Here is a 24982-nt window from a genome sequence, read left to right as displayed (position 1 = left end):
TCCCCCTATACACTAAAAAGAGAAAGGACATATAAACCGGAAAGTAAACAGGTAACCGTAGTACTGCGACGCCAATGGGCCCACCGGCGTGTAAGAAACATTGTTGATCCGCATGTGTACAATCTCCCCCGGCTTCACCACACCCGCCCGCGAATCCTTTCGTATCTGCGTAATGATGGCCTTGCCTATTTCCCGGCACCGGTGGCGCACGTCCCGCGTCGGTTCCTTACCGCGCCGCTTATCCACGATCATAAAGCCGCCCATCATCGTGTCCGTGTAGTTCGCCGAATCGTTGTCATCCAGCTCACCCTCGTTCAGCTCCGCCAGCATCGCCGGGAAAGCCGCAAAGTTCCGCAGCGCCTGGTCAAACTCTTCCAAATCATACGGATCATCCAACCCGTAAAATGCCACCTTCTTATTGGCTGGGTCGTGCGGTATATCCGCGTGCTGCACCGCCTTCGCTTCCAGGAAATCAAAAAAATCAGCTATCGTCATACCGTTCCCCCTTTCCGCTGGCGCGCATCGTACTCCTCCAGCCGTTGCGTCATATGTTTAAAAAATACGTGCATATTCACCTCATTCGTCTCCGCATACGTCCCCAGCTTATCACCGCTAAAAGCCAAAATATGCGTATCCAAATCCACCAGCTTCCACGGTTGTGGCCTACCGTCCGTTTGGTCCCCGCCGGTTGCCTTCACGAATACCCTTGGATAAAGCTTCCGTACCGCAGCCCGGCAACCCTCGTAATAAAGCAGAATCGCATGCAACCAGTTCGGATGCAACAGCCGGAAAAGCCGCGCCCTGCGGTTAATACGCCGCTCCACCATCCGCTCGCGCACATCATCCGCTCCACCTTTACCTTTCGGCCGGAAAAGCGTCGCCGCCAGCAACCGCAATAATTGCGGGTCCCGCGAACGCAGCCAGTGCTGGTAATAAATCTCCGTGCGCCTAAACTCCCCAATGCTCACGTTGGCCAGCCTGCCCACCGGACCGTGGTACGCCCGGCCCAATAACCGCACGCGGCCGATCACATTCGTGGTCAGCCTATTCTCACCATCAAGAAAACCCAAGCTTTCCGCCAGCTTAAACCGCTGGCCCGGGGAAAGCCAGCTAAGCAGATCCAGCGGAATTTTATAAAACAGCAGCACCGCAGCCGCCAGCGCATCCTCTACCGATATCGCTTGCCGCACAATGCCGCACCAGGCAAAAATCTGCCGCCGCGTCAGCTCATTCCATTCCGATGGCGCACGGTAATACCTCCGCTTACCCCTACGTTCAATATGTATCGTGTTCATCGCCTCAAATAATATCGCACCAGCACATATAAAAACACCAGCACCAGCGCAATGCCCCCCAGCCACACCCAAACCCCTTTCCACGATGCCGTACCCGTGCGCTCATCCGCCTTGTGCTTTTCGTTAACTTCCAACTGCGAGTTATCCCGTTCCGATTTCCCCGCTTGCTCCAGCGTCAGCCGTTCGCCCGATCCCGACACATCCGAAGGCGGTAATACAAGCGCACCGCTCAGCACATTACCCAAGCTATCCAGCCCCATCTGCAGCTCAAACAACGGATTGACCACCCGTAGCCAGCCGTCTACGAAATTGCCACCAAACGAATACGATTGCCCAGGCATCCGTTGCTGCACATTCCATCGCTCCAGCACTAGCCGTTTGCTCGTATCCACCCGCGCCACATCAAGCAACACCGAAGCATCCACCTTATCCAGCCGCCTATCGCGCGTCGAATCCCTAAATACCCCGCAACCCGATATCGCGAAAATCAATACCCATTCCCACACGTGCCATGCCACCGGCATCTTTGCCCCGCGCCACCTCATTCCACCTCCGCAAGCTGGCTCGTAAGCGCCTCAAGTTCCATCACCTTCCGCTCCAACGAGTCCACACTGATTCCCAGCTCACGCGCCGCAACACCGATCGTACGCCGCTCGCGCACCCGGTTTGAAGTACTACCCAATAACAGCAGCACTACTGCAACAAATAATAGCCGTTTCATATTGCTACCTCCTTTTCTTATTTAAATCCTCAACCGCTTCCGAAAGCTTTTCCAGCAACGGGGCCGTTTTCTGCGCCATCGTGTCCACCTTCGCCCGCGCACTATCCGTATTCTCACGCATCTGCGATATTTCGGGCTCCAGCCGCCGCAGCACCTGGTTGTATATAAAATCCTCTGATCGCTTCAACCGCGCCTCACTATCCACCGCCCGCACGTTATACACCCGCCTCAGATCGTAACCCAAAAAGCCAATAAGCGCAAACAACAGCACCATTATCGAAGCCCGCGTTTTCGTATCAAAGAGCCCAACCAGCTCCGAAAAATTCTTTACCAACCAATTCACTTTCTTTTCATCCATAAGCATGATATCACGCAACCGTTCGCAAGGCCGCACTTTCAAAAACATCAGCAATCGCCGCTATCAAACGCGCTTGGTCAAGTCCATTCACTACCTGCCTCGCATTCACGAAGTCCCGTAAGCCACCCGCCACATAATCCGATAGACGGTGCATGCCCCGTGTAAACCATCCTTCCAAGCAACCCACAACCAAAATTTTGCTCGATACCAACTCATCCAACGCCAAATCAGGATCAGCCAGTAAGTCCACACCCGTTTTTTCACTTGCAAACACGTAGTTGTTGCGCCCCGTGATATGCACATCACCACGGCCACGGTAGTTCCACCCGTCATCCGTGCCCGGTCGATTTCCGAGCCTTCCGTTATACACAAAGTTTGCAAGTCCGCGCGGGTTGCGCACGTACGGCGCCGCGCTAGCCAGCGTCGGGAAACGGCTCGGCCACACCTCCCTAATCCGCATCGCACTCGTATAGTTCAGGTTTTCATAATTCGGCTGCATCGCCTTATTCGTCTCGTGATATGAAGTTGCCAGCAAGTACGCCAATTGCGAAAAACCGCCGCTGGGTAACCGCTCCACATAATAGCGGTCTATTATACGATCAATCCCAACTTTTTGGGCTTGCAGTATCCGGCCATTGAATAGGTTTAGTCGTAGATGATCCCAAAAAATATCCGGTCTCATAAAAAGTACACATTAGAATCATCCAACCCCTCGTTAATCTTTGCCATCGGCGCTACCTCATGATCCGGCGCACCCTCAAACGTCGCCCGGTTCGCGTTAAGGAACTTGCGCAGCCGTTCCAGTTCCGCCTCGCCTTCCGAGACTAGCCGCGTCAACAGCCCCGCCATCACCCGGGGCTGCACCACGCTACGCGCCTCGATGTTATCGCTGGTGCTACTCAGCGCCGCCTCGCTCAGCTGGAAAACACCATCTTTGCCCACTTCCACCATTTGGTAAGGAAGCGCATCCGCCAGCGCCAGCGGCCCCAGCGCCCGCAGCACCTGCTCCAACAGTTCCTGCCACTTGCCATCCAAGTCACCGCCGTCGCCATTCTTGCGCGACTTTAATTCCGTCCACACCGCACTACCCAGTACCGGCGCCAGCACATCAATCTCCGTTTTGCGGATTTCCGGCCGCAGCCGCTGATACAGATCAGGCGAAACATTCACCTTGCTATACAGCGCGAACTCAAACGAGTAATCCACGAAAAGCGCCATGTACCGCGCCCGCTCTTCGCTCGCCTTCCATCCCGGGAAAGCCACCGCATCAGCTTCCATTTGTGCCACGCACTTTTCAAAATAGCCCCAGCCCACCTTGTGCCGATCCCTTTTAAACGCCACGATCTTCTTATCACTCGCGGGGAGGTTACGGTCGCTCTTCGTCACATGCATCCCCGCATCAGATATCAGCATCGCCCCGCTACTAGCATACGCCGCCAGCGCCAAGTTTACCGCCGCCGCCCGTATATACACCGTAGCAATATGATCAGGGAGCGCCACCAGCTCATCCTTTGCCAACTTCCCGATCAGCAGTATAAAATCGCTCTCCACCTCCAGCAGAAACGAGCCCAAACTATCGATACTCAAATCAACAGTAACCGCGCTAACGGCCGCCTTCAGCTGCTCATCCGTCGTTACCCAAATCATCGCCGCCACCCCCTTTCAATCGCCCGGCGCCCCTTCCATTTGCCGCGACTTTCCGAAGCCACGACAAACTCACTTTTAGCCATCGGAACATCCTTCAGTCGATCTGCGATAGGTTCACCGCCAGGAAGGAACTCGCCTAAATATTCTCTCCGAAAATCTTCGGGGGAGCGTTCGCACATCTTGTCTAACACAGACGCCAAAGATGAATCCACTTCAAAAGATAAGTGGTCAACTTCATCTACAGCTATGTGCGTGGGCTTGCGGCCATTCAACTCCGCGATGTGCACCACTTTTACATTCGCTAAGTTCCCCGCTTGGGCAATTATCCGCCCCAGCTCTTCAACTTGCGCCGCGTCGGATAAAAAAAGCAGCACGGTCGACCCTGACCGGCGCTGATCCATCATCTTGAGCTTGTCCAGCTCAGTAGCGACATCCCATTTAGTTGTGTTCATATCAGTTAGTTGTTTCTTTAGCCGTCTTATGAGATTTATCCAGCGTTTCCAGCTCAATCTCCACCATCCGAAAGCACAGCCCGGGGTGTTTTGCCTTCCAGCCGTTATACTCCGCAATGAAATCCAGCGGCTCCAGTATCACATCACGGTATGGTTGCTGTAAAGCGACGTAGATATTGAAAGCCACACGCTTATCAGAGCCACTACCGCCGCCCATCTTCTTACCGGGACCATCGCCCACCAACGTCGGGTCAACCCCCAGCGCGCGCATCAGATGCTCACTGGCCTCGCGGCTATCTTCCAAGTGTTCCCCTGATAACTCATGCCGCTCAATTTTCTCAATCTTCCATTCCGGCAAATCATTGCCCGCCCGATCCTTCCCAAATTCCGTCAAGATTGTTTTACCGGCATTTTCCTCACCCGTCAACGTCTTGTTAATGTGCGCCAGCTTTTCTTGCTTTTTCTCCTTTTGCTCCTGAGGTGATAGTTTATCCCAATCCTTGTAAGTAGCTGGCCAATAAGCAATCGGGATTGATAGTTTGTACAGCGCTGAAAACACGCGCTTCATTTGGTTTTCTTTTGATTTAGGAATTTTACGGGCCACGCTCTCCCATCCGCTCACCAAATAGCCGTTCCACTTTGCCAGCTGATAATACACCTTGCCCGGCGATGGATACGACACTGGGTAAATAAACGTAGTCGCCTGGCTCTTCCTAACCAAATCAATACGCTCATTACTGTAGGGATCAATAACCGGCAGTTTTACCGTTTCCTTATCATCCGGCCTCGCATCCGGCCAGTTCGCATTGATGTAGCACTTATCTACGATCCCCTTGTTGTTTTGCTTCCCCCACCGGCAAAAGCTCGCATCCTGCGTGCCCAGGTAAGCAATCTTATCGCCGCCTTTCGCTTTAATCAGCTCCGGGAAAACGTTCCAAAACCAAAAGAAATCTGTGGGGGCCTCGCGCATATAGCGCTTAAATGCGATATCGCTTAAAAAGTTGGTGATCTCCTCATCTTCCACGTACTCATACTCCAGCTTGCGCGTTTCCGGATTCCACTTCTTGATGAACGGAAGTACCTCGCGTCCCTGAAGTGCCCGCGCCATCCAGTCCAGCAATGAAGGTAGTTCCGTGCTACGCTCATTCGCTTCGATAATCAACTGCGGGAAATCGTTATCCTCTCCCCAACGCGCTATCTCTTCGCTCGATTGCTGTTTTTTCTTCGGGCTCACCGGTTGCTTTTTCAACGGATCGAGATTGACCGGCGTACCCATTTCCACCAGTATCTCCCCGCCAGCTATCAGCGCCAAATCATCCGTTACAAACTCAACCCCGTTGTTTTTTGCCATTATTGTGCTACCCTCATTCCGTTGAATCGCGTTACCAGCAACGCGTGAATCTTTATAATCCGGTCGCTGTCTGCATGCCGGATGTTCCTGGTATAATTTCCGTAGTGCTGCGGATCACGACTACCGCGCTTGTTTTTCGAACTGGGACCGCCAAGCAGTACTGCGCGATCGAGCGTAATTTTCTTACCACCAGTCCCCAGCTTTTCGTCGCAGGTCACGAACGTGATCGAGAAAGGAATCAGCTCACCATCCGCGCCACGCATGGCCATCGTATTGAGCATATCTTTCACCTTAATGATCTCCATGCCCCAAAAGTCCCCCCTCGCGCGCACGGACGAAAGGACACGAAACAGGGAAAGTCCAGCGACGCACATTTGTGCACGATTTTTTGAGGCAAAAGTTTCATGGCCAAAACCTTACCCGTGAAAACTGAAAATTTTTAGCGCAGTGACACACAGTTGACCCCGCCACGCCCTATCCGAAAGGGAAAGCTTTCCGTGCACTTTTGACGATATATGAATAGGGGGGTGGGGGTGGGGCGCTCCCCGCTCTTCGCGTTCCTAAGCTATCAGCAGATCGGTAACTGGTAGGTCATAGCCATAATCAAATTGGAACTTGCCAATGTAGAGGGTGTCAAGCGCGTCGGTTAGGTGCGGTGCATCTTCGGGCTTTACCTTGCTGTTTTGTTCGGGGCGCTTATCTTTCTCCACGCCATTGCGCCCCTGTCTGGTACCGCATGCCTGCATGGCCGTGATTAGGTTATCATTGTTTTGCCGGTTGAAGCGTACCGATTGGAAACGATGATCTTTTTCCTTCAGCACTTCCTCCCACATCCGGTAACGCGTTTCGTGCATTGGCTGCTGGCCAATGTCGATACCACGCACATGCCAGCCATTCGCTTGGAACTGATCCATCACGATCTCAGATAATGTTTTGAGACGCGTAGCGTCCGTTACCTTTGCGGTGTGATCATAGAAGTAATTAACATCGTGACAATCGTGCGGTTTGTAGTACTCGCAAAACTCATCCACCAAATCCGTCAGTATCTTACCTTGCTCGCGGGTAACAAACATCGACTTCAATACGCGGTATGCGCGATTGGTATCCTGCCCACATACCAATGATTTGATCTTGCTATTGTAGTCGAATGACACATCAATGGCTTTGCCTTTAATCAGATCAGCATCCTTCCGGCAATCAGATAGCGCATCCGGTGGTAAGTGTAGCCCCAGACCCTCGATGTAACTGTAGTCGTACTCGTTATAGCAATGGTGATCGGTATCCAGCAGGTGGTAAAAACCATCATCAATCAAAAATATCTTTTCGTTAAGGATAGCTGCTTTGAAAACCGGGGTAATCATTTCCCGCCGCCATTGCAGTATCTGCTCTTCGCCCAGGATGGCTAGGTTTTCTAAGCTGCTGGCCTCGGAATAATAAACCGGGTACTCCGACCGTGCCGCATGCAATGCCCGGTTATACTCCGATATCCTGCGGTTTAAATACTTAATTTGTCCCTTTCTTAGATTCTTTTGCAGGCGCTTTTGTAACAGTTTGTTTTGCTCATATTGGAGCATCGCGATCTCCGCGATGCCACGCGTATCCATCTGCTCCACCTTATCCAGTATCCAGCGCCCACGCGGATCGCGCGGCATGTCTGTAAACATGGTCACGGCGTGGTGGAAGGGTAGATGGCTAAAGTGGTCGAGGTTACCCCGGTTGATCGGCGCGATATCGTCTACGTATCGCTCGTGGTTTAAAAAGCGAGCTTCGTCGCATACAATAGCATCGAGCGTCTTACCATTGGCGAGTCCCGGCTTATCCTGGCTTATCAAATGAAAAACGTGGCCATTCCACCAAAATATAGAGTATTCCGGGTGTAGAACTTTGTACAACGGCTTCGGGATGAGCAACCTATCTTGTGGCCGTGTGCGCACCCAAAAATGTATGCCTTCATGGTATCCACGATCTTCCCACGCCTTCAGTAATGGTGGCAATGTACGGTCCAGCAACTGCATGTACGTCGTGCCCACAATACCGGTAGCCCCCCTGGGCATCGCATTGGCGAACCGTATGGTACGGTCAGCAATGGGACCTTGCGTTTTTCCGGTACCGCGCCCCCACACGCCGTACTCTTCCTTGCACTGGGTGTACCATGACCGTTTCTGCGGATCGTTAAGATAGATTTCGGCCATTAGACTTCCTCCTCTTCCACATTTTCATCATCAACCGTTTCAGCATCTTCTACGAGTGTCTCAATGAATCCCTTTTTGAGCTTTTTCATCAGTCGGGCCTTGATGTCCTCCACCGGCTCATCCAGTGCGGGAAAGCCAAGCTTAGACGGATCATCGACCAGTATGGGGTCCGTCGGAATGTACTCGCTCGGATCAAGCAAATCCATTTGGAAGGTTCGCAGCTGCTTGATTTGATTGAGCTCTTTGAAAATAGCTGCAGCTGCGCGGAAGTCGCCAGCAGCTTCCGCACGGGCCATCATTTCCTCGCCGGTCTCAATGGCCATGCCACGAGCAATCTCACGATCCTGCGACGTTTCGAAACTGTGAAAGAAGCGCTGGGCCATCTCGACATCCAAATATGCCTGGCGGATAGAAATCCCGAACTCCGATTGAAGCCATTCAACAATCTCGCGCTTTTTATAGGGACGCTTGAATGAAAACACGTAAGATTCCCCCCCCGAATTATATCGCTTTTCTTCGTGCAGCTTCTTTTCGCGTACCAACGTGTCTACCCGCCTCATGCGGGTAAGTAGTGCTTTGTCTGTTGCCCGAAGCTGGTCAACCTTATTCGACAAATGCGCTTTATAGATGCGGCCCAATGGACCATCAATATCAACGTCCTTTGCCCGTATCAAACTCATAGACCACTCCTTTCTCTACGCAGCTCTTCGAGCCTAGCACGCTTGCGTGCCAGCAAATGCGTCGTTTTTTCGCGGTTCCTTAAATTAGGCTGTAGCAGCCTTTTTTCGGCTTTGCAGATTTGCACGTACAACCGCTGCATTTCCGGTGTCTTATGCTCTTTAGGCGGGGCTACAGGCATGGGAGCGCCATGCTCTTCCATGTAATCCAGCTCCGCGAAAAATTCCTGCTTGCGTCGCTGCAGGCGAAGTATTTGTTTGGCGGCTTTGTAGCGCGTATCGTCGGACCGGCACGTGTCTAGCAAATACATATTTCGGTCGATCTGCCTAAACACCTGGTCACGATCGCGGCAAAGCTTCAGGTAGATCGGGCTGGTGATCACTTTCTCGTGATCCATTTCTGAGGTAGTGGCTTCCGCTGGTGGCAGATCAGGATGGGTAGCATCTTCAGGCACCAAGCTAGCCAGCTCTTCCCAAAGCTTCGTTCGGGTATACTGGCTGGATCCACCTGCGAAAAGTTGCTTTAGAAAGTCACTGGTGCCGAACTTTTCATAAAGTGCGACACCAGTGGGATAATCTTGATTTTCGAGCCATGCGCGTATTTCCTGCATGACTCAAAAATCCTAAAGGGAAAGTGTGGGGGAAAGGACACTTGGTAGATGTTAAACTTGTATATTTGCTTAAGCTATTAATTATAAATCTATGTTTAACTTTTACTTTGACTCTTCATCTAGTGAATTATTATTGCAATTAATTACCACAATTGCATCTTTTCTCACGATGGTAATTGCTGCTATCGCTCTTTTTGCGTGGAAACAACAAAAAAAGTATGACCTAGTAATAGACGCAAAGGCAAAAGCCGGTTCTGTTATTGAATATATAGCATTTATTAGGGGGCCTTTCAATAATTACCATTTAGTTGAGTTAGAATCATTTTTCCAGAAAGCTATAGACGAAAAAAATAATGGGCAAAAAAACACATTAAATTATGTAATTAAAAACTATAAAAGGTTTGATAATTTTTACATTGAAATAGTCGATATAAGTGAAAGACTGAAGTCGTCATTTGGAAAAAAAAACCCATTAGTAAAGTTCTATTCATTTGCCGTAACGGCTGGTAAAAATATCGAGCAGCTAAAATCTATTAGGGAATCCTACTTCGAATTTTCAGCCGAAAGTGGACATTCCGAGCAAACTATTAAAGAAGTTGTATCAGGGCTTGATGCTCAAATTTTTGCAACCCCTAATGAGCCTGACGATATAAATGACAATCTTCGAGAATTATTCTCCCACGTAGAGAACTTTAGATTGAAGTGGTATCATATTTAAACAAAAAAACCACCGCTTCCCAGCGGTGGCTCCAAACTAACCAAAAAAAGCACACACCTATTCCTTATCCTTCGCCGTGGAAGGTTTCTTTTCAATCTTACGCAAGTACCTAGTACCCGCTTTGATCAACGCCTCTGCCTTTTCTTTTGTGAGCCTGCGAAAATCAATCCGACCGATCCGGCTTTCCAAAATCGGCGATGTGGTATTTACCACTTCGTAGCTGCCAGCAAGATCAGCTGGCAAAGAGAATTTCACTGCCATAGTCTATCCTCCGGGTGCAGGGGCTGGAAATTCCCCTTTGTAAACGAAAAGTGGCATATGGCTGAAGCCTTGGAAATTGATTCGAATACCAGGCTCGCCAGTAGGACCTACACCGGTACCGAACGTGCCCCCAGGAATGGGACGTGCCAAAATCTCCTCCGAGCCAATTTGCAACCAATCACCGCCAAAGGTGCGTTTAAACAACACGATTCCGCGGTAATTCTTAATTGCACCTGCGCTACCAAGATTCTTTGCCGACAATTGTGGCATAAAGGTTTCCAGCGTAGCTTGGAAAACACTGCTCAAAATCTCACCGTCCATCGAACCGTTCACGCCCGACTTGTCAGTCAGCACATCCAATGCAATGGGAGCCTTACCCTCCTTTAAAATGTGATCATTTTCGATCGTCACCAAGCTTTCCGCGGTCGTGCCGTCCGCAGCTGGCTTCCCCCATGTCTCTATATAAGAGCTGGGGATAAAGTAAGCCTTTTCCTGAATACCGCTGGCGTTTTCCAAGCCATCTTGAAAGCCAAGCGCGATATCCATTATACTATTATAATCCATGTTTTACGGTTTTAAAATCGTTCAACCATTATTTAATCGCCGTCAGCGCACCGCTTTCAGCCTTCACCAATGATTGCAGCAGCTTCCCATCTTCCGCTACTTGCTGTTTGGTTTTTCCGTTCACGCCGAAATTGACCACGTACTTTTGTTTCCCAACGGCGGCTATGACTTGCGCTGGTTTGCCCGTCGAAGCATCTTCCAGCTTCGCAGTAAGCTCCTCTACCACACCCTTAGCCGTAGAAAAATCTTTAGCCTGTGCGTCGTATTTTCCCTTCAATTCGGTATGAACACCCTGCAATCTGTCGTAGGCTTCTTGCGCCTCTTCAATTGTTTTAAACTTTTGCATCTTTTTATCAGTAAAAAAGTATCGAAAAGTTACCCGGCCGAAGCCGGGCAACGTTTATTAACTCATGTCGTTGGTCGAAATCACTTCCGGGTCCTGCACACCGAAACCCAGCACACCAGTCAAACCGAAGTCGATCGTGTACATCTTTTCGATAGGCCGCCATTTTTCGTAATCGCCCAGCAAGTCGGTCGCAGCAATCAGATTTTCCTTCGGCGTACAAACCAGCTGCTGGCTCCCACTCATCCACGTTACCGGCTTAAGGATGCAATTGCCATTGGACGTAGGCAATGTGACCAACTTCAAATCCTTATCGGTATACTTCGAGATATCGCCCTCGAAATCATCAAGCAACGCCTCAAAAGAAGACAAAGAGCTATACATAAAGCATTTCCTGTTTGCGCGCACTACTTCGGGAACGCCCCGGTACACAGCTTTGAACTTTGAATACGCATCAGTGGCCAACGATCCCGTTGTAACCACTTTACCCAATGCATCAGCTGTACGCAGCGTGCGGATTTTAGTCCCCAAACCCTCACAGATAGCCAGCACATCCACGTTGAGCCATTTTGCTGGGTGGGTAGCGGGCGACTGCCCCGCTGTCGTTTCGTCCAACGCACGGAAATAGTGATCTTTCTTACCCGTATTGAAGCGAACCAAATCGCCTACGTCGTAAGTAGAAGCCGGATTAAACGCGCTGAATGCCGCGCGACCTACACCATTCCAAACGGTTTGGTTATTGATTGCTGAGGCATTCTCATCAGCCACCGTTTCCAGTGTAAATTGTGCGTACGGAATCCGAGTGTTAGTAGCGCCTTCACCAGGGCCACGATCTTCCGCGAGATAGATCGTACGGTATTTTTTCGGTTCAATCGTAATATCCCGCTGCCAATCATCAACCTCCAGCACCTGCCCGCTCAATTTGATGTCGTTAGGGTTCGACTCCTCAATACCTGAGTACGGCATCGGGCCACCACTAACGGTTAGCTTATGCAGGTTCACCTTGTTTTTAACGTTAAACATGGGTGTGATATCGTTGAATACCTGTATGCCAGTTACAAAACGCCTATACAATCCCTTCGCGTATTTACCTGCATATGCAGCCAGCGCCGAAATATCCGGCGATGCCTCTGCACGGAGCACACCCGCGTTCCCTCGAGGCACCAGCCCCCCAATTAAAAACACAGCAAAAAGCACCCCCAGCAAAGCAGGTTTACCCACCGCATTCGCCACAAAGAGCGATAAAAGAGCCGTCAGCAACAAGCCGACCGCCAACCCCAATCCTTTCGAAAAATTTTTCATCTTATCCAGTTCTAAAAATTTAGCAAATCACAATCAGGGCTTACTTACCCCAAATTTGTTCATACTCCTCATCCACCGAAGTGCGGAAATTGTCCACCTCTTCCTCTTTTTCACCGGTCGGGATCACGTCATCCTTATCCGTTTTGGTAGTGGTTGTTTCAGCTGCTGGCTTACCCTTCAGCTCTGCCACTTCCGCCTTTAGCGCCTCAATGGTTGCATTGTCTTTAGTCGCCCGAGCTTCCAAATCCGTTACCTTTTTCTTTGCCTCGACCAAGTCAGTAGCGTTTTGCTCAGCAGTAGCCAGCTCACTATCCAATGCAAGCGTTACACCCTCAATCCCAGCCTCTGCGATTTCGGTGTTTACGGCATCCACTTGCTCCGCCGTCACATCACCCGCAGCAACTTTTGCCAGGGCTGTGAGTTTCGAAAATTTATTACCAAACATATTTTTCGGGTTTTGATCCTTATTCAAACCGATCATCGCGCCAACTTGATCCATCACTTTAGCCATAAAAGACTGCGATGGCTCTTCCATCCGCTCATCATACCAAGCTGCCACCTGCTCAGGGCTCATTTCCTTCACATTTTCCGGCATATCCTCAGCGTCGTAATCTTCCACCACATCGATAAAGCCCTCCGCTTTCGCTTCATCCGGCGTAAAGTAATGATCGTCGTAGTCCATGTATTCGGCCTGCACCACGTCGAGGGCTTTGCCCGTCCGGTCTGCGATCAAACCACCCAGCACATCGTCATACTTATCCATAGTGTCAGCATCCTTACGGAGCTTCCGCGCGTTCCCGTATGACCACGTGCTAACGTTGTGAATCATCATCAACGAACCTTTGGCCGCGTGTACCCGGCCCGGCTTAGCCGCCAGCAAGATCATTGCAGCCATACTGAAGGCAATACCGTCGTTATATGTATGCACTTCCTTCTTGCTCGCTTTGATAGCGTTGAAAATCGGCAAACCCTCCCATACCGAACCGCCTGGTCCATTGATATGGATATTTATCCGCTCATGCTCCTTTTCCAACGCATTGAAAGCGCGGATAAAACCTTTGGCATTCGTCTCATCCCACCAGGGACCAATCACCCCGTAGATATTTATCCGGCCAGCTTCCCCGGCTTTCGCCTGCACAACTTCAAAAAATGGACGCTTCATTTAACTCTTTTAATTCCGGCACCACCACCACGGCAGTGCCGGAAAACCAATACTATGAGAATGCAAAACTGAATAATGCCCTTAGCGGGCGAAAGGACACTACAGCGCCGGGTGCGGTTGCTCCACCCGAAAGCCATACTGGTAGTGCGGAGCACCGGTATACGTCTCACCCGTATCGCCAGCCATTACGATCGTTACCGGGCACACCGGCGAACCAATCACCCAGTAGCGGCCATTCATGTCGCGGATGCGCAGCACCGACCGCTGGCCAATGTAAGCAGCCAGCGTAGCCTCCAGCTCCGCTGTCGGGTGGTGTATACGAAACCTCCCTTGGTACGTGTAGCGCATACCGTTGTCCGTTTCCTCGCGCGTAGGCTCCAAGCTGCCTTGGGCCGGAAGTATTTCCACTTGGTTCCAGCCTTTGCCGGCTTTGAAAGCAATGGGCGCGAAAGATGAGAAATCAGTGTGGTGGGCGATCTCGATCACGTGAGCAATCGAGCCAATGTTGTCGCCGTCATGTAGTATATGAATCTTTGCCATAGCGCAAAGTGACAGCAAACGGTGTTGAAGGGAAAGGACGGGAAATAGTTGTATATTTGGATATGGAATCAAAAGAAAAAATAACTAAAGAATATCTGGTTAACAAATTAAAATGGCAGCCGGTTGATGAACCTCATATCTTGGCAATGGAATTAAAGGACGACGGAGTTATATTGGCAAACCCTAGTTATCCTGATATAGTGCTCGTAGAATTTGACGAAAACAAGTTTGTCCCGATGCAACGGTCAACTATCAATCATAAACCAAAAGTCATTTCCGATAATAATATCGAAGTGGTCGGCGATTATGATGCTTTTATAATACCGATTTTAAAAATAAAAAAATAGTCCTTTGGAAAGGCTGATATCTGTTTTCCCTTGGATATCATGGATACGATGGACATTAACCATACAACCCCAACAAAATCAGCGCTTTACATTATCCACGGCTCGTGGACACAAAAAACACCTAAAAACCTAAAACACTAATAACTAGGTAAATAACAAAACACCTAGTGTCCACAAGTGTCCACGGTTTCGGCAAAATCACCCGAAAAGCGACATTTGAGGCGGAAAATTACTGCCGAATGCACCCACCACTGGCCGATCAAAATCCTCAATCATCATTGGGATCACCAGCCCCGGCTTCCCATTTTCATCTACGCCCGTTCGCACCTCCAGCCGCTGGCGCTCGCGGTAATACCAGCGCTTCAAATTATCAAACGAAAGATGTTCCTCCTGGAAGCCGTAAAAATCCTGAAAACGGCGGATGTTATAATCAACCTTCGTATCCGGCGCGTCCGGGTGATGGCACCAGCGGTACATTTCCTGTTTGATCAACAAATCAATTGCCTCGCTAAAAAGCTTCAATTTCTCAGCGCTAAGATATCCACCATACTTCCGCAAACCCGTCTCACCCATGCATACATCATACATTTCCCCCAGGCTATGCTTCAAGCAAGGGCGAATGCGCCCCGGATCATCCTTTGCAAAAGGCTCAAACATCGATCGTAACAAGCCAGCGGCATAGTTACGATCGGAGATCAAAAGCTGCGGACCAAATTGGACCAAAAGATAACGCCTTACATGCGGCTTAACGGTTATTCTTACAATGTCGCTCATGGTATTGGGTAATTAGTACCCTCAAATATAGCTAATTATAATCAAAAACTATATAAAAAATATATTAGATAGTTTTTAACTATTTAAATATCCCGTTGGCCTTATAATGCTCTTCCAGTCTGCGCGAAAATTCAATCGTTTCCGTCATTACCTTTTGCAGATAGTCCACACGCCTCCGTAGTCCGTCCCACGGGTTCATCGGCACAAAATCATAATCATTCATGTGGCCACCTGGCTCTTTAACGAGCAACCGGAAAGCCTCATTCTGAAATTCCTGCGGTGTAAACCATTTCTTAGTACTCCGCTGGTAAATCCACCATCCGTTATCTTTTGCCATGCGCAGCGTAAGCTTCAGCTCATGCGGCACTGATTTATCAAAACGTCTAATCGTTCCATGCTCTTCCATACACACAAAATTATACTAATATTTTTAGTCTTCCCAATGTTTCGGATATCAAAGATGTAAATGTATGGACACGCGTGGACACGGATGGATAATGTTTGCGAGCGTTTTCGCGAGCTATAGCATCATAATATGTTGATTATTAATACAATCTTTATATATATAGAACGTGTGTCCACGCTATCCATGCTATCCACGCAGTTTCGCCACCCTCTTAAAAAACAACTTAGTAATTAAACTCCACCACACAAAAAAGCCCCGACCGTGTTACCGATCGGGGCCACCCCAAAGGGATTTGGGGCTATCAACCTAAACCAATGCTAAGATACAAAAAAAGCTCAATACCGAAAGTCCGTGAAGTGGATAATACCGCCTGTAAGGCTTCCGCCAAACCAAGCGCGGAAATCTTCCACCGCCAGCCCATCGTTCGCAGCTACGTATTTTTCGCTTACGCTGCTAAAACTCCCCTCATGAATAGCATTCGTACGTATGCGCACATCTTTACTCACATCCCCATATGGCAATACCATAGTTTCCTGCCACCCCATTTTTTCCAGCCGCAAAAACTCGTCTTGCTTACTATTATATGGCCTTCCAATCCAGTCACGCACACTCAGCACCGCATTCCCAGCGTTAACTTCTTCCGCCACTTTGCGCCAGTACTCCCCGGCGCGTATCGTGTGTATTTTCTTTCCTTCCAGTATCAGCTGCCGGAAGTTCGTAGGCTGGCCAGCCCGCGGGTGGCCCTTCAAAAATACCTTGCTCACCGTGAGCACGTATGTTTTCTTCTTAGTCTCCATGTATGCTATAAATAAGTGTATGCAACTCTTTATACGTAGCCTCAATTATCTCCTTTTGCGTTGATTCGTCAAGAGCTTGAAAATCGCTCTTGTGGCGGTAAACCGGTCCAATAGAATCCTTCAGCACTTTGTGATTGATGATTTCGCCGTACATCACCAGCTCCGCCCCGTCATCCTTTTTAAAGGATACACAACATTGCTTTTCAATCCTCGATACACCGCTGTAAGATAAAGTTGGCATTTTGATAAAAATTAAGTTCAAAAATTAAGTTTCAACTGGTCGCGCCGCCAGTTACGGCCATACTTCCTATTTTCGATATGCCTCGGCAAATCATACTTCAGGTGGCACGCCTGGCACAGCGCCCGCAATCGATCATCCAAAACATCCGCATTGCTCTTATCATGATCGAGGTGGGCAATCGTCAGTACCACCTTGGTCCCGTTAGCCTTTACGGTGTAGTTGGCTACCCCGCAAAACTCGCAGCAATGATTTGCCCGTTCCAAAATCCGTTGGCGGATTTCGTTCCAATTGGCCGGATATTCCGAATAATCGCAAGGCATGGCTATGTGGCGCTACAATCAAATTCGTCAGTCACCGATCGCGTAGTCTTTCGGCCATTAAAATTTTTCAAGAACCGAATAGCCATTGCACCCGTCTGAACAGCCTCCGCCAGCAAAGCCTTTTCCTCACCGCCCTCATATACATATTGCACGGCAGCCTTTACCATTTCCCCGCATTCTTCCTGTACAACAGCTGCCGCATGAATAGGATCGCTAGGCCACGCTGGGTGCTTTGTTTCAGCCCGCTCCAGCTCTTCCAGTATAGGATAAACAGGACCGACATCCATTGCCGCCAGTCGCTGGATATTCGTGGCCGACTGGTCGCGAATTTTAACCAATAAGCCCAGCGCCTTATTCATTTTTCCCACTGGCATTTCACCGTAAATACAGTCCTTCAGCCCTTCGTACAATTCGTCGAGCTTGTCAATTTCTGTGTTCAATAAATTTTCGTTCATGATATTTAGTTATTAAAAAGTGTCAATTGTTCCTTATGCTCGTAGTTCATCCAAATACATTCCTGCACCAGGCCACTACGTATATTATTCCGTTTCGAGGGGAAAGCCACCATTTCCCAATCACCATACAGCTCGCGCATCAGTCCGCAGTCATAAGATGAAATCATCACCATCCCAGTAGCCGCCCGTGCCACCGTCGCCAAGTCAATGTGATCATTATCTGTAAAGTCAAACCGGTAATCATTTTTGCTGGCCCGGCTCTCCACTGGGTACGGCGGATCCAGGTAAAAGAAAGCTTCGGCAAAATCCAGTAACGGAATCAACTCACGAAAACACCTATTTTCAATCTGCAAGCTCATCAGCCTATCCGATATCTCAATCAGTTTAGGTATACTATTCCACCACAGCGAAACCACTTCTCCCCCCCATACATCCGTTTTCGCTTTCGATAGCCGCCATCCCTTATTTTTCTGTTGGCCACCCATGCTAAACATACTTTGCCGTACACGCACGTAAAAACGCCGTGCCCGCTCAACCGGTTCGTCCACATCACCCCAGCACTCATTATATTCCTGCCGCGATATCGGTGTAAGCAAAAGCTGTGTGATCAGCTCACGCGGATAATCGCGCAGCACCCGGAAAAAATTCACTACATCGCCATTGATGTCGTTATATGTATTAATCCGGCTCAGCGGTTTATTCAGCGTAACGGCCATCGAGCCACCAAACACGTCGATAAAATGCACATGCTTCGGAAAGTACTTATACAGCCAGTCAGTCCAGGTAAGTTTTCCCCCGAAGTAGTTGAAAGCAATCAGTTTGCTTGAATCGTGTGACATTTAACCAACCCTATTAAATTGAAACAAACCCTGACTAGACGCCACCCGATTAGTAGAAATATCTCCATACGCCGGATTGAGTTCAATGATAATCCAGTATCTACCCAGTTTATCAGACACAACGGCGGTAGTACCAGCGCCCCCGAATGGATCAATCACTACCCCCCCCTGCGGACTACCAGCCTTTATGCAATCCACTATCAGCTTTTCCGGAAAAGTCGCAAAATGGGCCTCATGGAACTGGGCGGGCGATACCGTCCATACAGACCGCTTATTCCGCATCCCCGGTCCCTGCTCGCGCTTGGTCATGTGATCCCATCTAGCATTAAAACCCTCATGCCGTCTCGAATGGCCCCGCTGTTTGTCGTTGTGTTTTCCGTTAAATTTAGACGCATCTTTAAATCCAGCTCTGATACCGTTTCGCAGCTCATCCGGCACGCTTTTGTTGCTGTTTGCCACGCGCGCCTTTCTCGCCGCGGTACCGGTACCATCCACATCGTACACAGCCAGCTCTTTGATGGCTTCATGGTCATAGTAGTACTTCGGTTGCTTCGAAAGCATAAATATGTATTCATGACTTTTTGTACAGCGGTCGGTAACCGATTCGGGCATGCAATTTGGTTTGCTCCAAATAATATCTTGGCGCAGATACCACCCATCCGCCCGCAAAGCAAAAGCCAGCATCCAGGGTATGCCAATTAGATCCTTTTGCTTCAAGCCCGGCCCCATCTTTTTAGGCTGATTCTTACAAGCAATTTGGTTACCCTTACCACCCATCAAGCCCGATTTTCTGCATGCCTGTTCATCTGTCCGCTTCTTAGCGGCCGATGCATAACTATCCCCAATATTCACCCACAACGTGCCATCATCACGTAGTACACGCCGCACTTCACGAAAAACCGTCACCAGCTTATCAATATACTCTTCCGGCGTAGCCTCCATACCTATTTGGCAGGCCACTCCATAATCACGTAAGCCATAGTATGGCGGCGACGTTACGCATGTGTGCGCAATACCGTCGGGCAATTCCTTTAGCCTCGCCAAAGCATCGCCGATCAATATTTTATTAAGTTCACTCATGATATTATTCAGTTAATAGATTTCTCAAACTCCAGCCACTTTTAAACGTCGCCTTCCCTTCATCTTCCATCTCGATCATTTGTCCCAGCAGCTCCGGGTTGTGTTTCGCTCCACATTGCAGATCACCAATACACGCCAGCACACAAAACATGCAGCTCACCCGCTCGTTTCCGAAAACATACGCAGGATGGAACGGCCACCAGTCAGGCACGAGGCCATTCTGCTGGTAAAATGCCCTAGCAAACATCAAATCCGCCGACGTCATACCATACGTGGCCCACACCTGGTCAATTGAGTAATCAAATACCGGATACCAGTTTATCGTTAGCCGCTTGTCGGGGCGATAATTCCGTAGGGCTTCCGCTACCGTCATTCTTTTGTAAAACTCGCTAGTTTTACTTCCTCTAATGCTAAGTGGCTGCTTCTTTGCACGGGCTTTTGATTCCTGGGCACGTATACCCTCGGCAGATATAACAAGGTTCCCACAAGTAGTAAAGAAAACGTTTGATGGTCCACGCTTCAAATCGCTAGTGCAATAGCGGCTTTTTGCACTACTCCAAAACGGTTTGCCAGTATCCTTCAATAGTAACAAACGGCGGTACCAATAAGCCAGTAGATCCAGCCCGTCCTTACGTTTCAAAATATGCAACGGCAACGTAAACTCTTTCGCTTGCTTCCGGCACATATCAATACTTTGTGGCCACTCTACGCGTCCAAGGTCGCAATGTATCATCGAGGTAATTGGATACCCGTTTGTAGCCAGCATTTTCGTCATAGCTTGGCCATCCTTGCCACCCGACACACTGCAATGAATTTCAGCGCCTAGGGATATAGCTTTATCAATCAATAGATTTTCCATATTTAAAACCCCGCCTCCCCATTAGTCGGCGGCACATTCGTAAAAGGCAAAGCACCCTGCACCGCCGCAGGCTCTTCCGCCACCGGTTCCGCATCTTCCACCACCTCGTTATCATTCACATCCCCCCGGCTCACCTCATCGTCCGGCAATCCCATTTCGCGGTACCGCGCTTTCAGCCTATCCATATCCTCCTCACGGATCAAGTCCACGCCAAGGTCCGCATACTTAAACCGCAGCGACCACTTATACGCCCCGCCAAAAAATATCCGGTGCCGTTTCACGAAAGTTTTCGCATCGCTCATGAGGTAGCTATCCAGTGTAGACTTATCCAGTATATTCGGGTCCCGGCGTTTCTGCATCGCCTCCGTATACTGTTGGTAAATATCCTGCACCCGTATATCAATGTACCCATCACGCAACTGGAAGTGCCTATTTTCCTGCACCAGCCCAGCCGCCACCAGTTGCTCCACAATCTGCCAAAACTTCGACGTATCATCCGAGCCCCGCAATATGTGGAACTGCTCCAGCAGTAGCTGCTTACATTGCTCCTTAAAATCCGACAACTTAAACGGCAATTTCTCCACGCCCTCCACCAACTCACACGTCGCAATCATCACTGAATAATTAGCCAGCATCCGCTCATCCACATCCGCGTTATTAATCTCCCTGCTCAGCTCGCGCAGCACCCGCTCATACACATCCTTGTACTGGTCGGCAAACAGCTTCCTATGCCGCATCAATTCCACTGTAAGGTGAGATACCCCCGCCACCTCCATTTCCCGCAGCTTACGGTACCGCTCGCGCGCAGCCTCACTAAACTTCGTCTCCGCAAAGACCAGCTGTATCACCCGCGTAAACAATGCCGGCTCCACCGTAGGCATTTCCTGCCCGCTCACAATCGCCGCGCTCCGTATAGGCGTGCTCTCTGTTTGGAAAGTATTATCCTTTTTGCCACGCTCATAGCCAATACCGTCAAAAATATTCTTGATCGATTCCACAATCGGTCCCTGCAGGCTATTCTTATACTCATCCAGCCACACCAGCGCATTGCTAAACTGGGCCATTTTCCGCATAAAGCTCACCACGGTCGATTTCCCTCCCAACATAATCTGATCCTGCCCCTCGCCAAATAAACGCATCAACGACTGCACCATCGTACCCTTACCGCTTCCCCGCTTGCCATAAGGAAAAAGCATTGGAAAGCGCTGGCCATTCCGCGCAAAGATGATATCCCTAAACAGCGCCGCCATATAAAAAACCATACCCACACGACCATTGGCGCCAAATACCCTATCAAACAAAACCGCCCACTCCGAAAATCCAACCGTCCCCTCCATCAGCTTAAACTTCTTATCATTGGCGTACATATCATCCTTATCCGCAAACATTCGGCTCATCGCCGGGATAAAGTAGTTTTGCGGCTTACCGTCCACCTCATGCTCTACGATCCCAAACTCATCAACTGGCAAAAACTTTCCAGCGGCAACCACGTATATCCCATTCGCAAACGCATAGAACCCACCGCGCCGATTCCAGCCCAGCGTATCAACCAGCGCCGTAGGCTTTTCCTCCCGTTGCAGCATGTCCTGTAGGCGTATCAGGTCATGGTCAGCACCTTTAAAGATAAAATTACCCTGCCGGGCGATGATTTTCTTAAACGAACCCGCCGAAACAAAATCATCCGTGTTCACGCGGATCACCTTATCCAGCCCGAAAACATTCTTGATTTGGAGAATACGGAAAGCCACATCGTCGCTTGTGGCTACGTGGTAGATAATCCGCATTTTGAAATTTGTTATTTCCTCTTTTTTGCCCTTCAGGTTAAGCGAATAGTACGTTTGCGTTCGTCTATCCAGGTAGATGCCATATTTCAAAAAATCATCTGTCGAATCCTCATCCCCGATGATCGCTTTCGCATCAGAATGCTGCTGGGCCTCATCCAGCGTACGCGGCGCTTTAATGCTAAGCCCATAATCCTTAGCGATCGAGAAAAAACGCGTCGGGTGTTTAATCCGCTTCCGTGTGGCTAGTGCGTTCGCCCATTTCTCATCCGTTAGTTTCGCATCATAAGCCCCATTTTGAGCGCTCACCAGGTGGAACAAATCGCGCGCCCGCTCGCCAAACACCGCCAGCGAGAAAGCAATCACCTGCCAGTCATTATAATCGTCGGTAATGTCCACTTTATCCCGCGCAATTTGCTCGCCTACCCATTCCGCCCGCTTAAAATCCTGATTCAGCTTATGCCGCCGTTGTGCCTCCTCTTCCAATTCGTCACCCTCCCCAGCGGCCCCATCAAAAGGGAGCTCATCCGCCCCCTCGGCAGGTTCCGCCACCACCGGTGCCGGCGGATTATACACCTTCGCTTTCCCATTGTAATAAGCATCCGGGTCCCAGCTCACAAAGCAAGCCCGTGCCACATCCTTCACCCCCTTATCAGCCGGAATATCAAAATTATCCGCAAAAAACGCCTTCAACCCCTCAAAGCTCTCCTCATGCTTAGTAGGCGATATCCGGCAAACCACCTTCAGGCCCTCCCCACTGGGCGATATGAAAGCCGCCGCCACAAAATCCACCTCCGGCAGCAACTTGCGCAGCTCCGCGAGCCTTTCCACGGCCACCCCGTCAAAATCAATACAAATCAGCCCGCTATGCTTCACCAGCGCGTCGTTGGCCCGCTTCTTAAACACCCCGCTAAAACAAAAATAATCCAGCGAGTTTTTCAGCACCTTCGCCGCCACCGGGTCGGCAATCCCACGCAGCTGCTCCACCGTCTCGCGGTAGTCATCTTTGCGTATCTTATCAATAGCCTGTTTCAGCGGATAGGAGCAAAGCGGTTTCGTGTTTTTTATCGGTCCCCTAAAAAAAGAAAATTCAAGCATCAGCAAATCAGTTAGTCATGTTTAGTAATCTCGTGGTACCGCTGCAAAAACAGCGCTTTCACGCGGTCAATGGTTAGGCTCTGTACCGTATCATCCAGCACCTTATGCTCCCATTCAAATTCCAGCGACGATTTATCCAGCGCCTTCACCATCGGGTCTATCCGGTACGGGTCAAACCCAAACTTTCGGCCTATAGCCTCCATCAGCGTAGCCTCTACCTTCAGGTAGTCCGGCATCGCCCGCTTTATCGGCGTCGGCATATCACCAATGTACGCCTCGCTGGCATCGTGCAGCAGCGCCTGCAGCTTCAAGTGTTGGGGTACCATGTCAGCAATGAAAACGCAGTGCTCCGCCACCGTGTGGAAAGATTTCGTATGCCCACCAAATCGGCACCGCATCGCCAGCCCATGCGCAATATCCTCAATGCATATTTGGTGGGGCTGCGGGTCAAACACATCAATGTATAGCCCGCTATACGTGCGTATGGCCGAGCCAGTGCCAAAAAGCGGTGCACTATGCACCACTTCCTTACCAGCTACCACTACCATTGCTTTGTGCAGGTTGCGTGTTACCATTCGGTTCATGCAGCGTCAAGTCCCCCAGCCGCGCGCTGATCAACCAAATATCTTCCCCTGTCTCGCGCTTCTGAAACCTTTTGCTGTCCACATATACCACCACCTCCACACGCTTTTCGTGCAGGTTAGTGTTTAAGCCCATCTTATCAATCCTATCGTTAAAGATGTCCAGCTGCCACTCCTCATCCTGGCCCTTCTTATCGCCAAACCCATCCACATACCCCGGCACAAAAAGAATTACCGATTGGCGCCTGCCTGCCGACTCCCCACTGCCATAATTTACCACCGGCATCACCCGTTTTACGATGCCCTTCAAATTGAACTTTGCCATGATTATTGATTTTTATAGATTAGAAAAATAGATTACCCAATAATGGGGCGGCACTAATCACCGCCCCGGTCAATCCGCCGATACGGCATATCAGCATCACGAATGCGTTGGCACCGGTGCCGAATCCTTCAAGTAGTTGCCACACCACTCCACAATAGGCATTATCACCTCCTGGTAGTGGTGTCTAAAGCGCGAGAAAGGCCCCGGCGCAAGCTCCTCAATCAGATCACTATCAGCCACCACCTTCGCGCACAGCGCAGGCAAAGTGCTCTCATAGCCCCCCATCAGCATAAACAGCAGCTTATCCACCGCATTCTGCGCCCGCGCATGCCTAGCGCCGGTCATCAGCACCACCGCCTTACTGCGCTGCAATACAAAGCCCCTCAGTTGCTCAAAAATGTACTTCCGCGCCTGCACCGTCCACACCGTCACCGCATGGTCCGTGCTCATTACCGGCACCACTCTTTTTGGCAGGTGCGCCCGTTTCGGGTATTCCAATATCAGTACCCGTTGTTTCGTGTCAAGATGTCCTGTCAGCATAACTATTTGATTTTCAAATGTTGTTTAACGTCCTTCATAGCTTTCTCCAGCGCAGGTATGCGCTCCAAATTCTCATATCTCGCTTTTATTACCACGGCCTCGCCCATCACAAACATCACCGCCAAAAACCTATCCTTTTCCGCCACTACACCCACAAATCGCCTACGGCCAAAAACCTCACGTATCTCCATGTGCCGCAGCCCTGAAAACACTGAGTGGCCCACTCCATGCTCCACAAGCTCGTATATCGTAGAGTCGCCCTTGTCAGACCAGTAGCCTAGTTTTTCTCGGAAAATCACCCCCGGTTTAAATTCTCTTCTTTTCATAGTATTGGTTTTTTAAAAC

The 24982-nt window shown here is 49.8% G+C and carries 35 protein-coding genes; 2 read left to right on the top strand and 33 right to left on the bottom strand.

Features of this window, described 5'->3' with window-relative positions:
• Positions 1 to 12 precede the first annotated feature (12 nt).
• The 13 genes from VNQ80_RS15645 to VNQ80_RS15585 form a co-directional block, all read right to left on the bottom strand.
• Positions 13 to 495: a hypothetical protein gene (locus VNQ80_RS15645; RefSeq protein WP_325640327.1), complete on the bottom strand. Its 483-nt coding sequence runs from the start codon at positions 493 to 495 to the stop codon at positions 13 to 15.
• Entirely contained in the window at positions 492 to 1295 is an 804-nt protein-coding gene (locus tag VNQ80_RS15640) for a hypothetical protein (RefSeq protein ID WP_325640325.1), read from the bottom strand. Before VNQ80_RS15640 ends, VNQ80_RS15645 begins: the two co-directional genes overlap by 4 nt.
• The gene (locus tag VNQ80_RS15635) at positions 1292 to 1840 is read right to left on the bottom strand and encodes a hypothetical protein (protein WP_325640323.1); all 549 of its coding nucleotides are present in this window, start codon (positions 1838 to 1840) and stop codon (positions 1292 to 1294) included. Before VNQ80_RS15635 ends, VNQ80_RS15640 begins: the two co-directional genes overlap by 4 nt.
• Positions 1837 to 2016, bottom strand: coding sequence for a hypothetical protein (locus VNQ80_RS15630; RefSeq protein ID WP_325640322.1), 180 nt, complete (start codon positions 2014 to 2016; stop codon positions 1837 to 1839). The genes VNQ80_RS15635 and VNQ80_RS15630 overlap by 4 nt, the downstream gene beginning before the upstream one ends.
• Positions 2017 to 2020: 4 nt before the next feature.
• Entirely contained in the window at positions 2021 to 2374 is a 354-nt protein-coding gene (locus tag VNQ80_RS15625) for a hypothetical protein (protein ID WP_325640319.1), read from the bottom strand.
• A gap of 10 nt (positions 2375 to 2384) precedes the next feature.
• Positions 2385 to 3056: a hypothetical protein gene (locus VNQ80_RS15620; RefSeq protein WP_325640317.1), complete on the bottom strand. Its 672-nt coding sequence runs from the start codon at positions 3054 to 3056 to the stop codon at positions 2385 to 2387.
• Positions 3053 to 4021, bottom strand: coding sequence for a DUF6712 family protein (locus tag VNQ80_RS15615; protein WP_325640315.1), 969 nt, complete (start codon positions 4019 to 4021; stop codon positions 3053 to 3055). The genes VNQ80_RS15620 and VNQ80_RS15615 overlap by 4 nt, the downstream gene beginning before the upstream one ends.
• Complete coding sequence (locus tag VNQ80_RS15610; RefSeq protein ID WP_325640313.1) at positions 4018 to 4425, bottom strand: hypothetical protein; 408 nt, start codon at positions 4423 to 4425, stop codon at positions 4018 to 4020. The genes VNQ80_RS15615 and VNQ80_RS15610 overlap by 4 nt, the downstream gene beginning before the upstream one ends.
• Before the next feature lie 49 nt (positions 4426 to 4474).
• A complete protein-coding gene (locus VNQ80_RS15605) occupies positions 4475 to 5824 on the bottom strand; it encodes a hypothetical protein (protein ID WP_325640311.1) in 1350 nt (449 codons plus the stop codon).
• Positions 5824 to 6129 carry a hypothetical protein gene (locus VNQ80_RS15600; protein ID WP_325640309.1) on the bottom strand — a complete coding sequence of 102 codons (306 nt, stop codon included), beginning with the start codon at positions 6127 to 6129 and terminating at the stop codon, positions 5824 to 5826. Before VNQ80_RS15600 ends, VNQ80_RS15605 begins: the two co-directional genes overlap by 1 nt.
• Positions 6130 to 6384: 255 nt before the next feature.
• Positions 6385 to 8016 (bottom strand): hypothetical protein, encoded by a 1632-nt coding sequence (locus VNQ80_RS15595; protein WP_325640307.1) that lies wholly within the window; start codon positions 8014 to 8016, stop codon positions 6385 to 6387.
• Complete coding sequence (locus VNQ80_RS15590) at positions 8016 to 8696, bottom strand: hypothetical protein (RefSeq protein ID WP_325640305.1); 681 nt, start codon at positions 8694 to 8696, stop codon at positions 8016 to 8018. The genes VNQ80_RS15595 and VNQ80_RS15590 overlap by 1 nt, the downstream gene beginning before the upstream one ends.
• Complete coding sequence (locus VNQ80_RS15585) at positions 8693 to 9304, bottom strand: hypothetical protein (RefSeq protein ID WP_325640303.1); 612 nt, start codon at positions 9302 to 9304, stop codon at positions 8693 to 8695. The genes VNQ80_RS15590 and VNQ80_RS15585 overlap by 4 nt, the downstream gene beginning before the upstream one ends.
• Positions 9305 to 9395: 91 nt before the next feature.
• On the opposite strand from VNQ80_RS15585, the gene VNQ80_RS15580 reads away from it, so the two are divergent.
• A complete protein-coding gene (locus tag VNQ80_RS15580; RefSeq protein WP_325640301.1) occupies positions 9396 to 10022 on the top strand; it encodes a hypothetical protein in 627 nt (208 codons plus the stop codon).
• Between the two features lie 57 nt (positions 10023 to 10079).
• Here VNQ80_RS15580 and VNQ80_RS15575 read toward each other — a convergent pair whose 3' ends face one another.
• The 6 genes from VNQ80_RS15575 to VNQ80_RS15550 form a co-directional block, all read right to left on the bottom strand.
• Complete coding sequence (locus VNQ80_RS15575; RefSeq protein WP_325640299.1) at positions 10080 to 10283, bottom strand: hypothetical protein; 204 nt, start codon at positions 10281 to 10283, stop codon at positions 10080 to 10082.
• 3 nt (positions 10284 to 10286) lie between these two features.
• The gene (locus VNQ80_RS15570) at positions 10287 to 10847 is read right to left on the bottom strand and encodes a hypothetical protein (protein ID WP_325640297.1); all 561 of its coding nucleotides are present in this window, start codon (positions 10845 to 10847) and stop codon (positions 10287 to 10289) included.
• Positions 10848 to 10875: 28 nt separating this feature from the next.
• On the bottom strand, positions 10876 to 11193 hold the full coding sequence (locus VNQ80_RS15565) for a hypothetical protein (RefSeq protein WP_325640295.1): 318 nt from the start codon (positions 11191 to 11193) through the stop codon (positions 10876 to 10878).
• A gap of 57 nt (positions 11194 to 11250) precedes the next feature.
• Positions 11251 to 12492, bottom strand: coding sequence for a hypothetical protein (locus tag VNQ80_RS15560; RefSeq protein ID WP_325640293.1), 1242 nt, complete (start codon positions 12490 to 12492; stop codon positions 11251 to 11253).
• A gap of 40 nt (positions 12493 to 12532) precedes the next feature.
• Complete coding sequence (locus VNQ80_RS15555; protein ID WP_325640291.1) at positions 12533 to 13654, bottom strand: head maturation protease, ClpP-related; 1122 nt, start codon at positions 13652 to 13654, stop codon at positions 12533 to 12535.
• Between the two features lie 99 nt (positions 13655 to 13753).
• Positions 13754 to 14194 (bottom strand): hypothetical protein, encoded by a 441-nt coding sequence (locus tag VNQ80_RS15550; protein WP_325640289.1) that lies wholly within the window; start codon positions 14192 to 14194, stop codon positions 13754 to 13756.
• An 8-nt stretch (positions 14195 to 14202) separates the two neighbouring features.
• Here VNQ80_RS15550 and VNQ80_RS15545 point away from each other — a divergent pair, with 8 nt between their 5' ends.
• Positions 14203 to 14541 carry a hypothetical protein gene (locus tag VNQ80_RS15545; RefSeq protein ID WP_325640287.1) on the top strand — a complete coding sequence of 113 codons (339 nt, stop codon included), beginning with the start codon at positions 14203 to 14205 and terminating at the stop codon, positions 14539 to 14541.
• 198 nt (positions 14542 to 14739) lie between these two features.
• On the opposite strand, the gene VNQ80_RS15540 is transcribed toward VNQ80_RS15545, so the two are convergent.
• The 14 genes from VNQ80_RS15540 to VNQ80_RS15475 all read right to left on the bottom strand — a co-directional run bounded on the left by VNQ80_RS15540 (position 14740) and on the right by VNQ80_RS15475 (position 24963).
• Entirely contained in the window at positions 14740 to 15315 is a 576-nt protein-coding gene (locus tag VNQ80_RS15540; RefSeq protein ID WP_325640285.1) for a hypothetical protein, read from the bottom strand.
• Between the two features lie 79 nt (positions 15316 to 15394).
• A complete protein-coding gene (locus VNQ80_RS15535) occupies positions 15395 to 15721 on the bottom strand; it encodes a hypothetical protein (RefSeq protein ID WP_325640283.1) in 327 nt (108 codons plus the stop codon).
• A 335-nt stretch (positions 15722 to 16056) separates the two neighbouring features.
• Positions 16057 to 16518: a hypothetical protein gene (locus VNQ80_RS15530; protein ID WP_325640281.1), complete on the bottom strand. Its 462-nt coding sequence runs from the start codon at positions 16516 to 16518 to the stop codon at positions 16057 to 16059.
• Entirely contained in the window at positions 16508 to 16759 is a 252-nt protein-coding gene (locus VNQ80_RS15525; protein ID WP_325640279.1) for a hypothetical protein, read from the bottom strand. The genes VNQ80_RS15530 and VNQ80_RS15525 overlap by 11 nt, the downstream gene beginning before the upstream one ends.
• A 17-nt stretch (positions 16760 to 16776) precedes the next feature.
• A complete protein-coding gene (locus VNQ80_RS15520) occupies positions 16777 to 17079 on the bottom strand; it encodes a hypothetical protein (RefSeq protein WP_325640277.1) in 303 nt (100 codons plus the stop codon).
• 2 nt (positions 17080 to 17081) lie between these two features.
• The gene (locus tag VNQ80_RS15515) at positions 17082 to 17534 is read right to left on the bottom strand and encodes a hypothetical protein (protein WP_325640275.1); all 453 of its coding nucleotides are present in this window, start codon (positions 17532 to 17534) and stop codon (positions 17082 to 17084) included.
• Positions 17535 to 17539: 5 nt separating this feature from the next.
• Positions 17540 to 18373 (bottom strand): DNA adenine methylase, encoded by an 834-nt coding sequence (locus VNQ80_RS15510; protein ID WP_325640273.1) that lies wholly within the window; start codon positions 18371 to 18373, stop codon positions 17540 to 17542.
• The gene (locus tag VNQ80_RS15505) at positions 18374 to 19465 is read right to left on the bottom strand and encodes a site-specific DNA-methyltransferase (protein WP_349255659.1); all 1092 of its coding nucleotides are present in this window, start codon (positions 19463 to 19465) and stop codon (positions 18374 to 18376) included.
• Positions 19458 to 20312 (bottom strand): phosphoadenosine phosphosulfate reductase family protein, encoded by an 855-nt coding sequence (locus tag VNQ80_RS15500; protein WP_325640269.1) that lies wholly within the window; start codon positions 20310 to 20312, stop codon positions 19458 to 19460. The genes VNQ80_RS15505 and VNQ80_RS15500 overlap by 8 nt, the downstream gene beginning before the upstream one ends.
• 2 nt (positions 20313 to 20314) lie before the next feature.
• Entirely contained in the window at positions 20315 to 23191 is a 2877-nt protein-coding gene (locus VNQ80_RS15495; protein WP_325640267.1) for a BT4734/BF3469 family protein, read from the bottom strand.
• A gap of 11 nt (positions 23192 to 23202) precedes the next feature.
• Positions 23203 to 23775: a YfbR-like 5'-deoxynucleotidase gene (locus VNQ80_RS15490; RefSeq protein WP_325640265.1), complete on the bottom strand. Its 573-nt coding sequence runs from the start codon at positions 23773 to 23775 to the stop codon at positions 23203 to 23205.
• Positions 23720 to 24097, bottom strand: a complete 378-nt coding sequence (locus VNQ80_RS15485) for a hypothetical protein (RefSeq protein ID WP_325640263.1) — start codon at positions 24095 to 24097, stop codon at positions 23720 to 23722. Before VNQ80_RS15485 ends, VNQ80_RS15490 begins: the two co-directional genes overlap by 56 nt.
• Before the next feature lie 96 nt (positions 24098 to 24193).
• Positions 24194 to 24637, bottom strand: coding sequence for a hypothetical protein (locus VNQ80_RS15480; protein WP_325640261.1), 444 nt, complete (start codon positions 24635 to 24637; stop codon positions 24194 to 24196).
• Between the two features lie 2 nt (positions 24638 to 24639).
• Entirely contained in the window at positions 24640 to 24963 is a 324-nt protein-coding gene (locus VNQ80_RS15475) for a hypothetical protein (protein ID WP_325640259.1), read from the bottom strand.
• Positions 24964 to 24982: the final 19 nt, after the last annotated feature.

It is taken from the genome of Parapedobacter sp., assembly GCF_035556095.1.
Lineage (GTDB): Bacteria > Bacteroidota > Bacteroidia > Sphingobacteriales > Sphingobacteriaceae > Parapedobacter.
Note: the sequence above shows the minus strand (reverse complement) of the source record. Positions and strands in the feature narration are given on the sequence as shown.

Coding starts and splice junctions, on each gene's coding strand:
- VNQ80_RS15565 (WP_325640295.1), bottom strand. CDS start 11,193: ATGCAAAAGTTTAAAACAATTGAAGAGGCGCAAGAAGCCTACGACAGA.
- VNQ80_RS15515 (WP_325640275.1), bottom strand. CDS start 17,534: ATGAACGAAAATTTATTGAACACAGAAATTGACAAGCTCGACGAATTG.
- VNQ80_RS15635 (WP_325640323.1), bottom strand. CDS start 1,840: ATGAGGTGGCGCGGGGCAAAGATGCCGGTGGCATGGCACGTGTGGGAA.
- VNQ80_RS15520 (WP_325640277.1), bottom strand. CDS start 17,079: ATGCCTTGCGATTATTCGGAATATCCGGCCAATTGGAACGAAATCCGC.
- VNQ80_RS15530 (WP_325640281.1), bottom strand. CDS start 16,518: ATGGAGACTAAGAAGAAAACATACGTGCTCACGGTGAGCAAGGTATTT.
- VNQ80_RS15480 (WP_325640261.1), bottom strand. CDS start 24,637: ATGCTGACAGGACATCTTGACACGAAACAACGGGTACTGATATTGGAA.
- VNQ80_RS15615 (WP_325640315.1), bottom strand. CDS start 4,021: ATGATTTGGGTAACGACGGATGAGCAGCTGAAGGCGGCCGTTAGCGCG.
- VNQ80_RS15475 (WP_325640259.1), bottom strand. CDS start 24,963: ATGAAAAGAAGAGAATTTAAACCGGGGGTGATTTTCCGAGAAAAACTA.
- VNQ80_RS15540 (WP_325640285.1), bottom strand. CDS start 15,315: ATGAGCGACATTGTAAGAATAACCGTTAAGCCGCATGTAAGGCGTTAT.
- VNQ80_RS15570 (WP_325640297.1), bottom strand. CDS start 10,847: ATGGATTATAATAGTATAATGGATATCGCGCTTGGCTTTCAAGATGGC.
- VNQ80_RS15585 (WP_325640303.1), bottom strand. CDS start 9,304: ATGCAGGAAATACGCGCATGGCTCGAAAATCAAGATTATCCCACTGGT.
- VNQ80_RS15605 (WP_325640311.1), bottom strand. CDS start 5,824: ATGGCAAAAAACAACGGGGTTGAGTTTGTAACGGATGATTTGGCGCTG.
- VNQ80_RS15495 (WP_325640267.1), bottom strand. CDS start 23,191: ATGCTTGAATTTTCTTTTTTTAGGGGACCGATAAAAAACACGAAACCG.
- VNQ80_RS15630 (WP_325640322.1), bottom strand. CDS start 2,016: ATGAAACGGCTATTATTTGTTGCAGTAGTGCTGCTGTTATTGGGTAGT.
- VNQ80_RS15645 (WP_325640327.1), bottom strand. CDS start 495: ATGACGATAGCTGATTTTTTTGATTTCCTGGAAGCGAAGGCGGTGCAG.
- VNQ80_RS15535 (WP_325640283.1), bottom strand. CDS start 15,721: ATGGAAGAGCATGGAACGATTAGACGTTTTGATAAATCAGTGCCGCAT.
- VNQ80_RS15510 (WP_325640273.1), bottom strand. CDS start 18,373: ATGTCACACGATTCAAGCAAACTGATTGCTTTCAACTACTTCGGGGGA.
- VNQ80_RS15640 (WP_325640325.1), bottom strand. CDS start 1,295: ATGAACACGATACATATTGAACGTAGGGGTAAGCGGAGGTATTACCGT.
- VNQ80_RS15610 (WP_325640313.1), bottom strand. CDS start 4,425: ATGATGGATCAGCGCCGGTCAGGGTCGACCGTGCTGCTTTTTTTATCC.
- VNQ80_RS15525 (WP_325640279.1), bottom strand. CDS start 16,759: ATGCCAACTTTATCTTACAGCGGTGTATCGAGGATTGAAAAGCAATGT.
- VNQ80_RS15555 (WP_325640291.1), bottom strand. CDS start 13,654: ATGAAGCGTCCATTTTTTGAAGTTGTGCAGGCGAAAGCCGGGGAAGCT.
- VNQ80_RS15550 (WP_325640289.1), bottom strand. CDS start 14,194: ATGGCAAAGATTCATATACTACATGACGGCGACAACATTGGCTCGATT.
- VNQ80_RS15575 (WP_325640299.1), bottom strand. CDS start 10,283: ATGGCAGTGAAATTCTCTTTGCCAGCTGATCTTGCTGGCAGCTACGAA.
- VNQ80_RS15580 (WP_325640301.1), top strand. CDS start 9,396: ATGTTTAACTTTTACTTTGACTCTTCATCTAGTGAATTATTATTGCAA.
- VNQ80_RS15590 (WP_325640305.1), bottom strand. CDS start 8,696: ATGAGTTTGATACGGGCAAAGGACGTTGATATTGATGGTCCATTGGGC.
- VNQ80_RS15600 (WP_325640309.1), bottom strand. CDS start 6,129: ATGGAGATCATTAAGGTGAAAGATATGCTCAATACGATGGCCATGCGT.
- VNQ80_RS15625 (WP_325640319.1), bottom strand. CDS start 2,374: ATGGATGAAAAGAAAGTGAATTGGTTGGTAAAGAATTTTTCGGAGCTG.
- VNQ80_RS15560 (WP_325640293.1), bottom strand. CDS start 12,492: ATGAAAAATTTTTCGAAAGGATTGGGGTTGGCGGTCGGCTTGTTGCTG.
- VNQ80_RS15620 (WP_325640317.1), bottom strand. CDS start 3,056: ATGAGACCGGATATTTTTTGGGATCATCTACGACTAAACCTATTCAAT.
- VNQ80_RS15490 (WP_325640265.1), bottom strand. CDS start 23,775: ATGAACCGAATGGTAACACGCAACCTGCACAAAGCAATGGTAGTGGTA.
- VNQ80_RS15485 (WP_325640263.1), bottom strand. CDS start 24,097: ATGGCAAAGTTCAATTTGAAGGGCATCGTAAAACGGGTGATGCCGGTG.
- VNQ80_RS15595 (WP_325640307.1), bottom strand. CDS start 8,016: ATGGCCGAAATCTATCTTAACGATCCGCAGAAACGGTCATGGTACACC.
- VNQ80_RS15500 (WP_325640269.1), bottom strand. CDS start 20,312: ATGGAAAATCTATTGATTGATAAAGCTATATCCCTAGGCGCTGAAATT.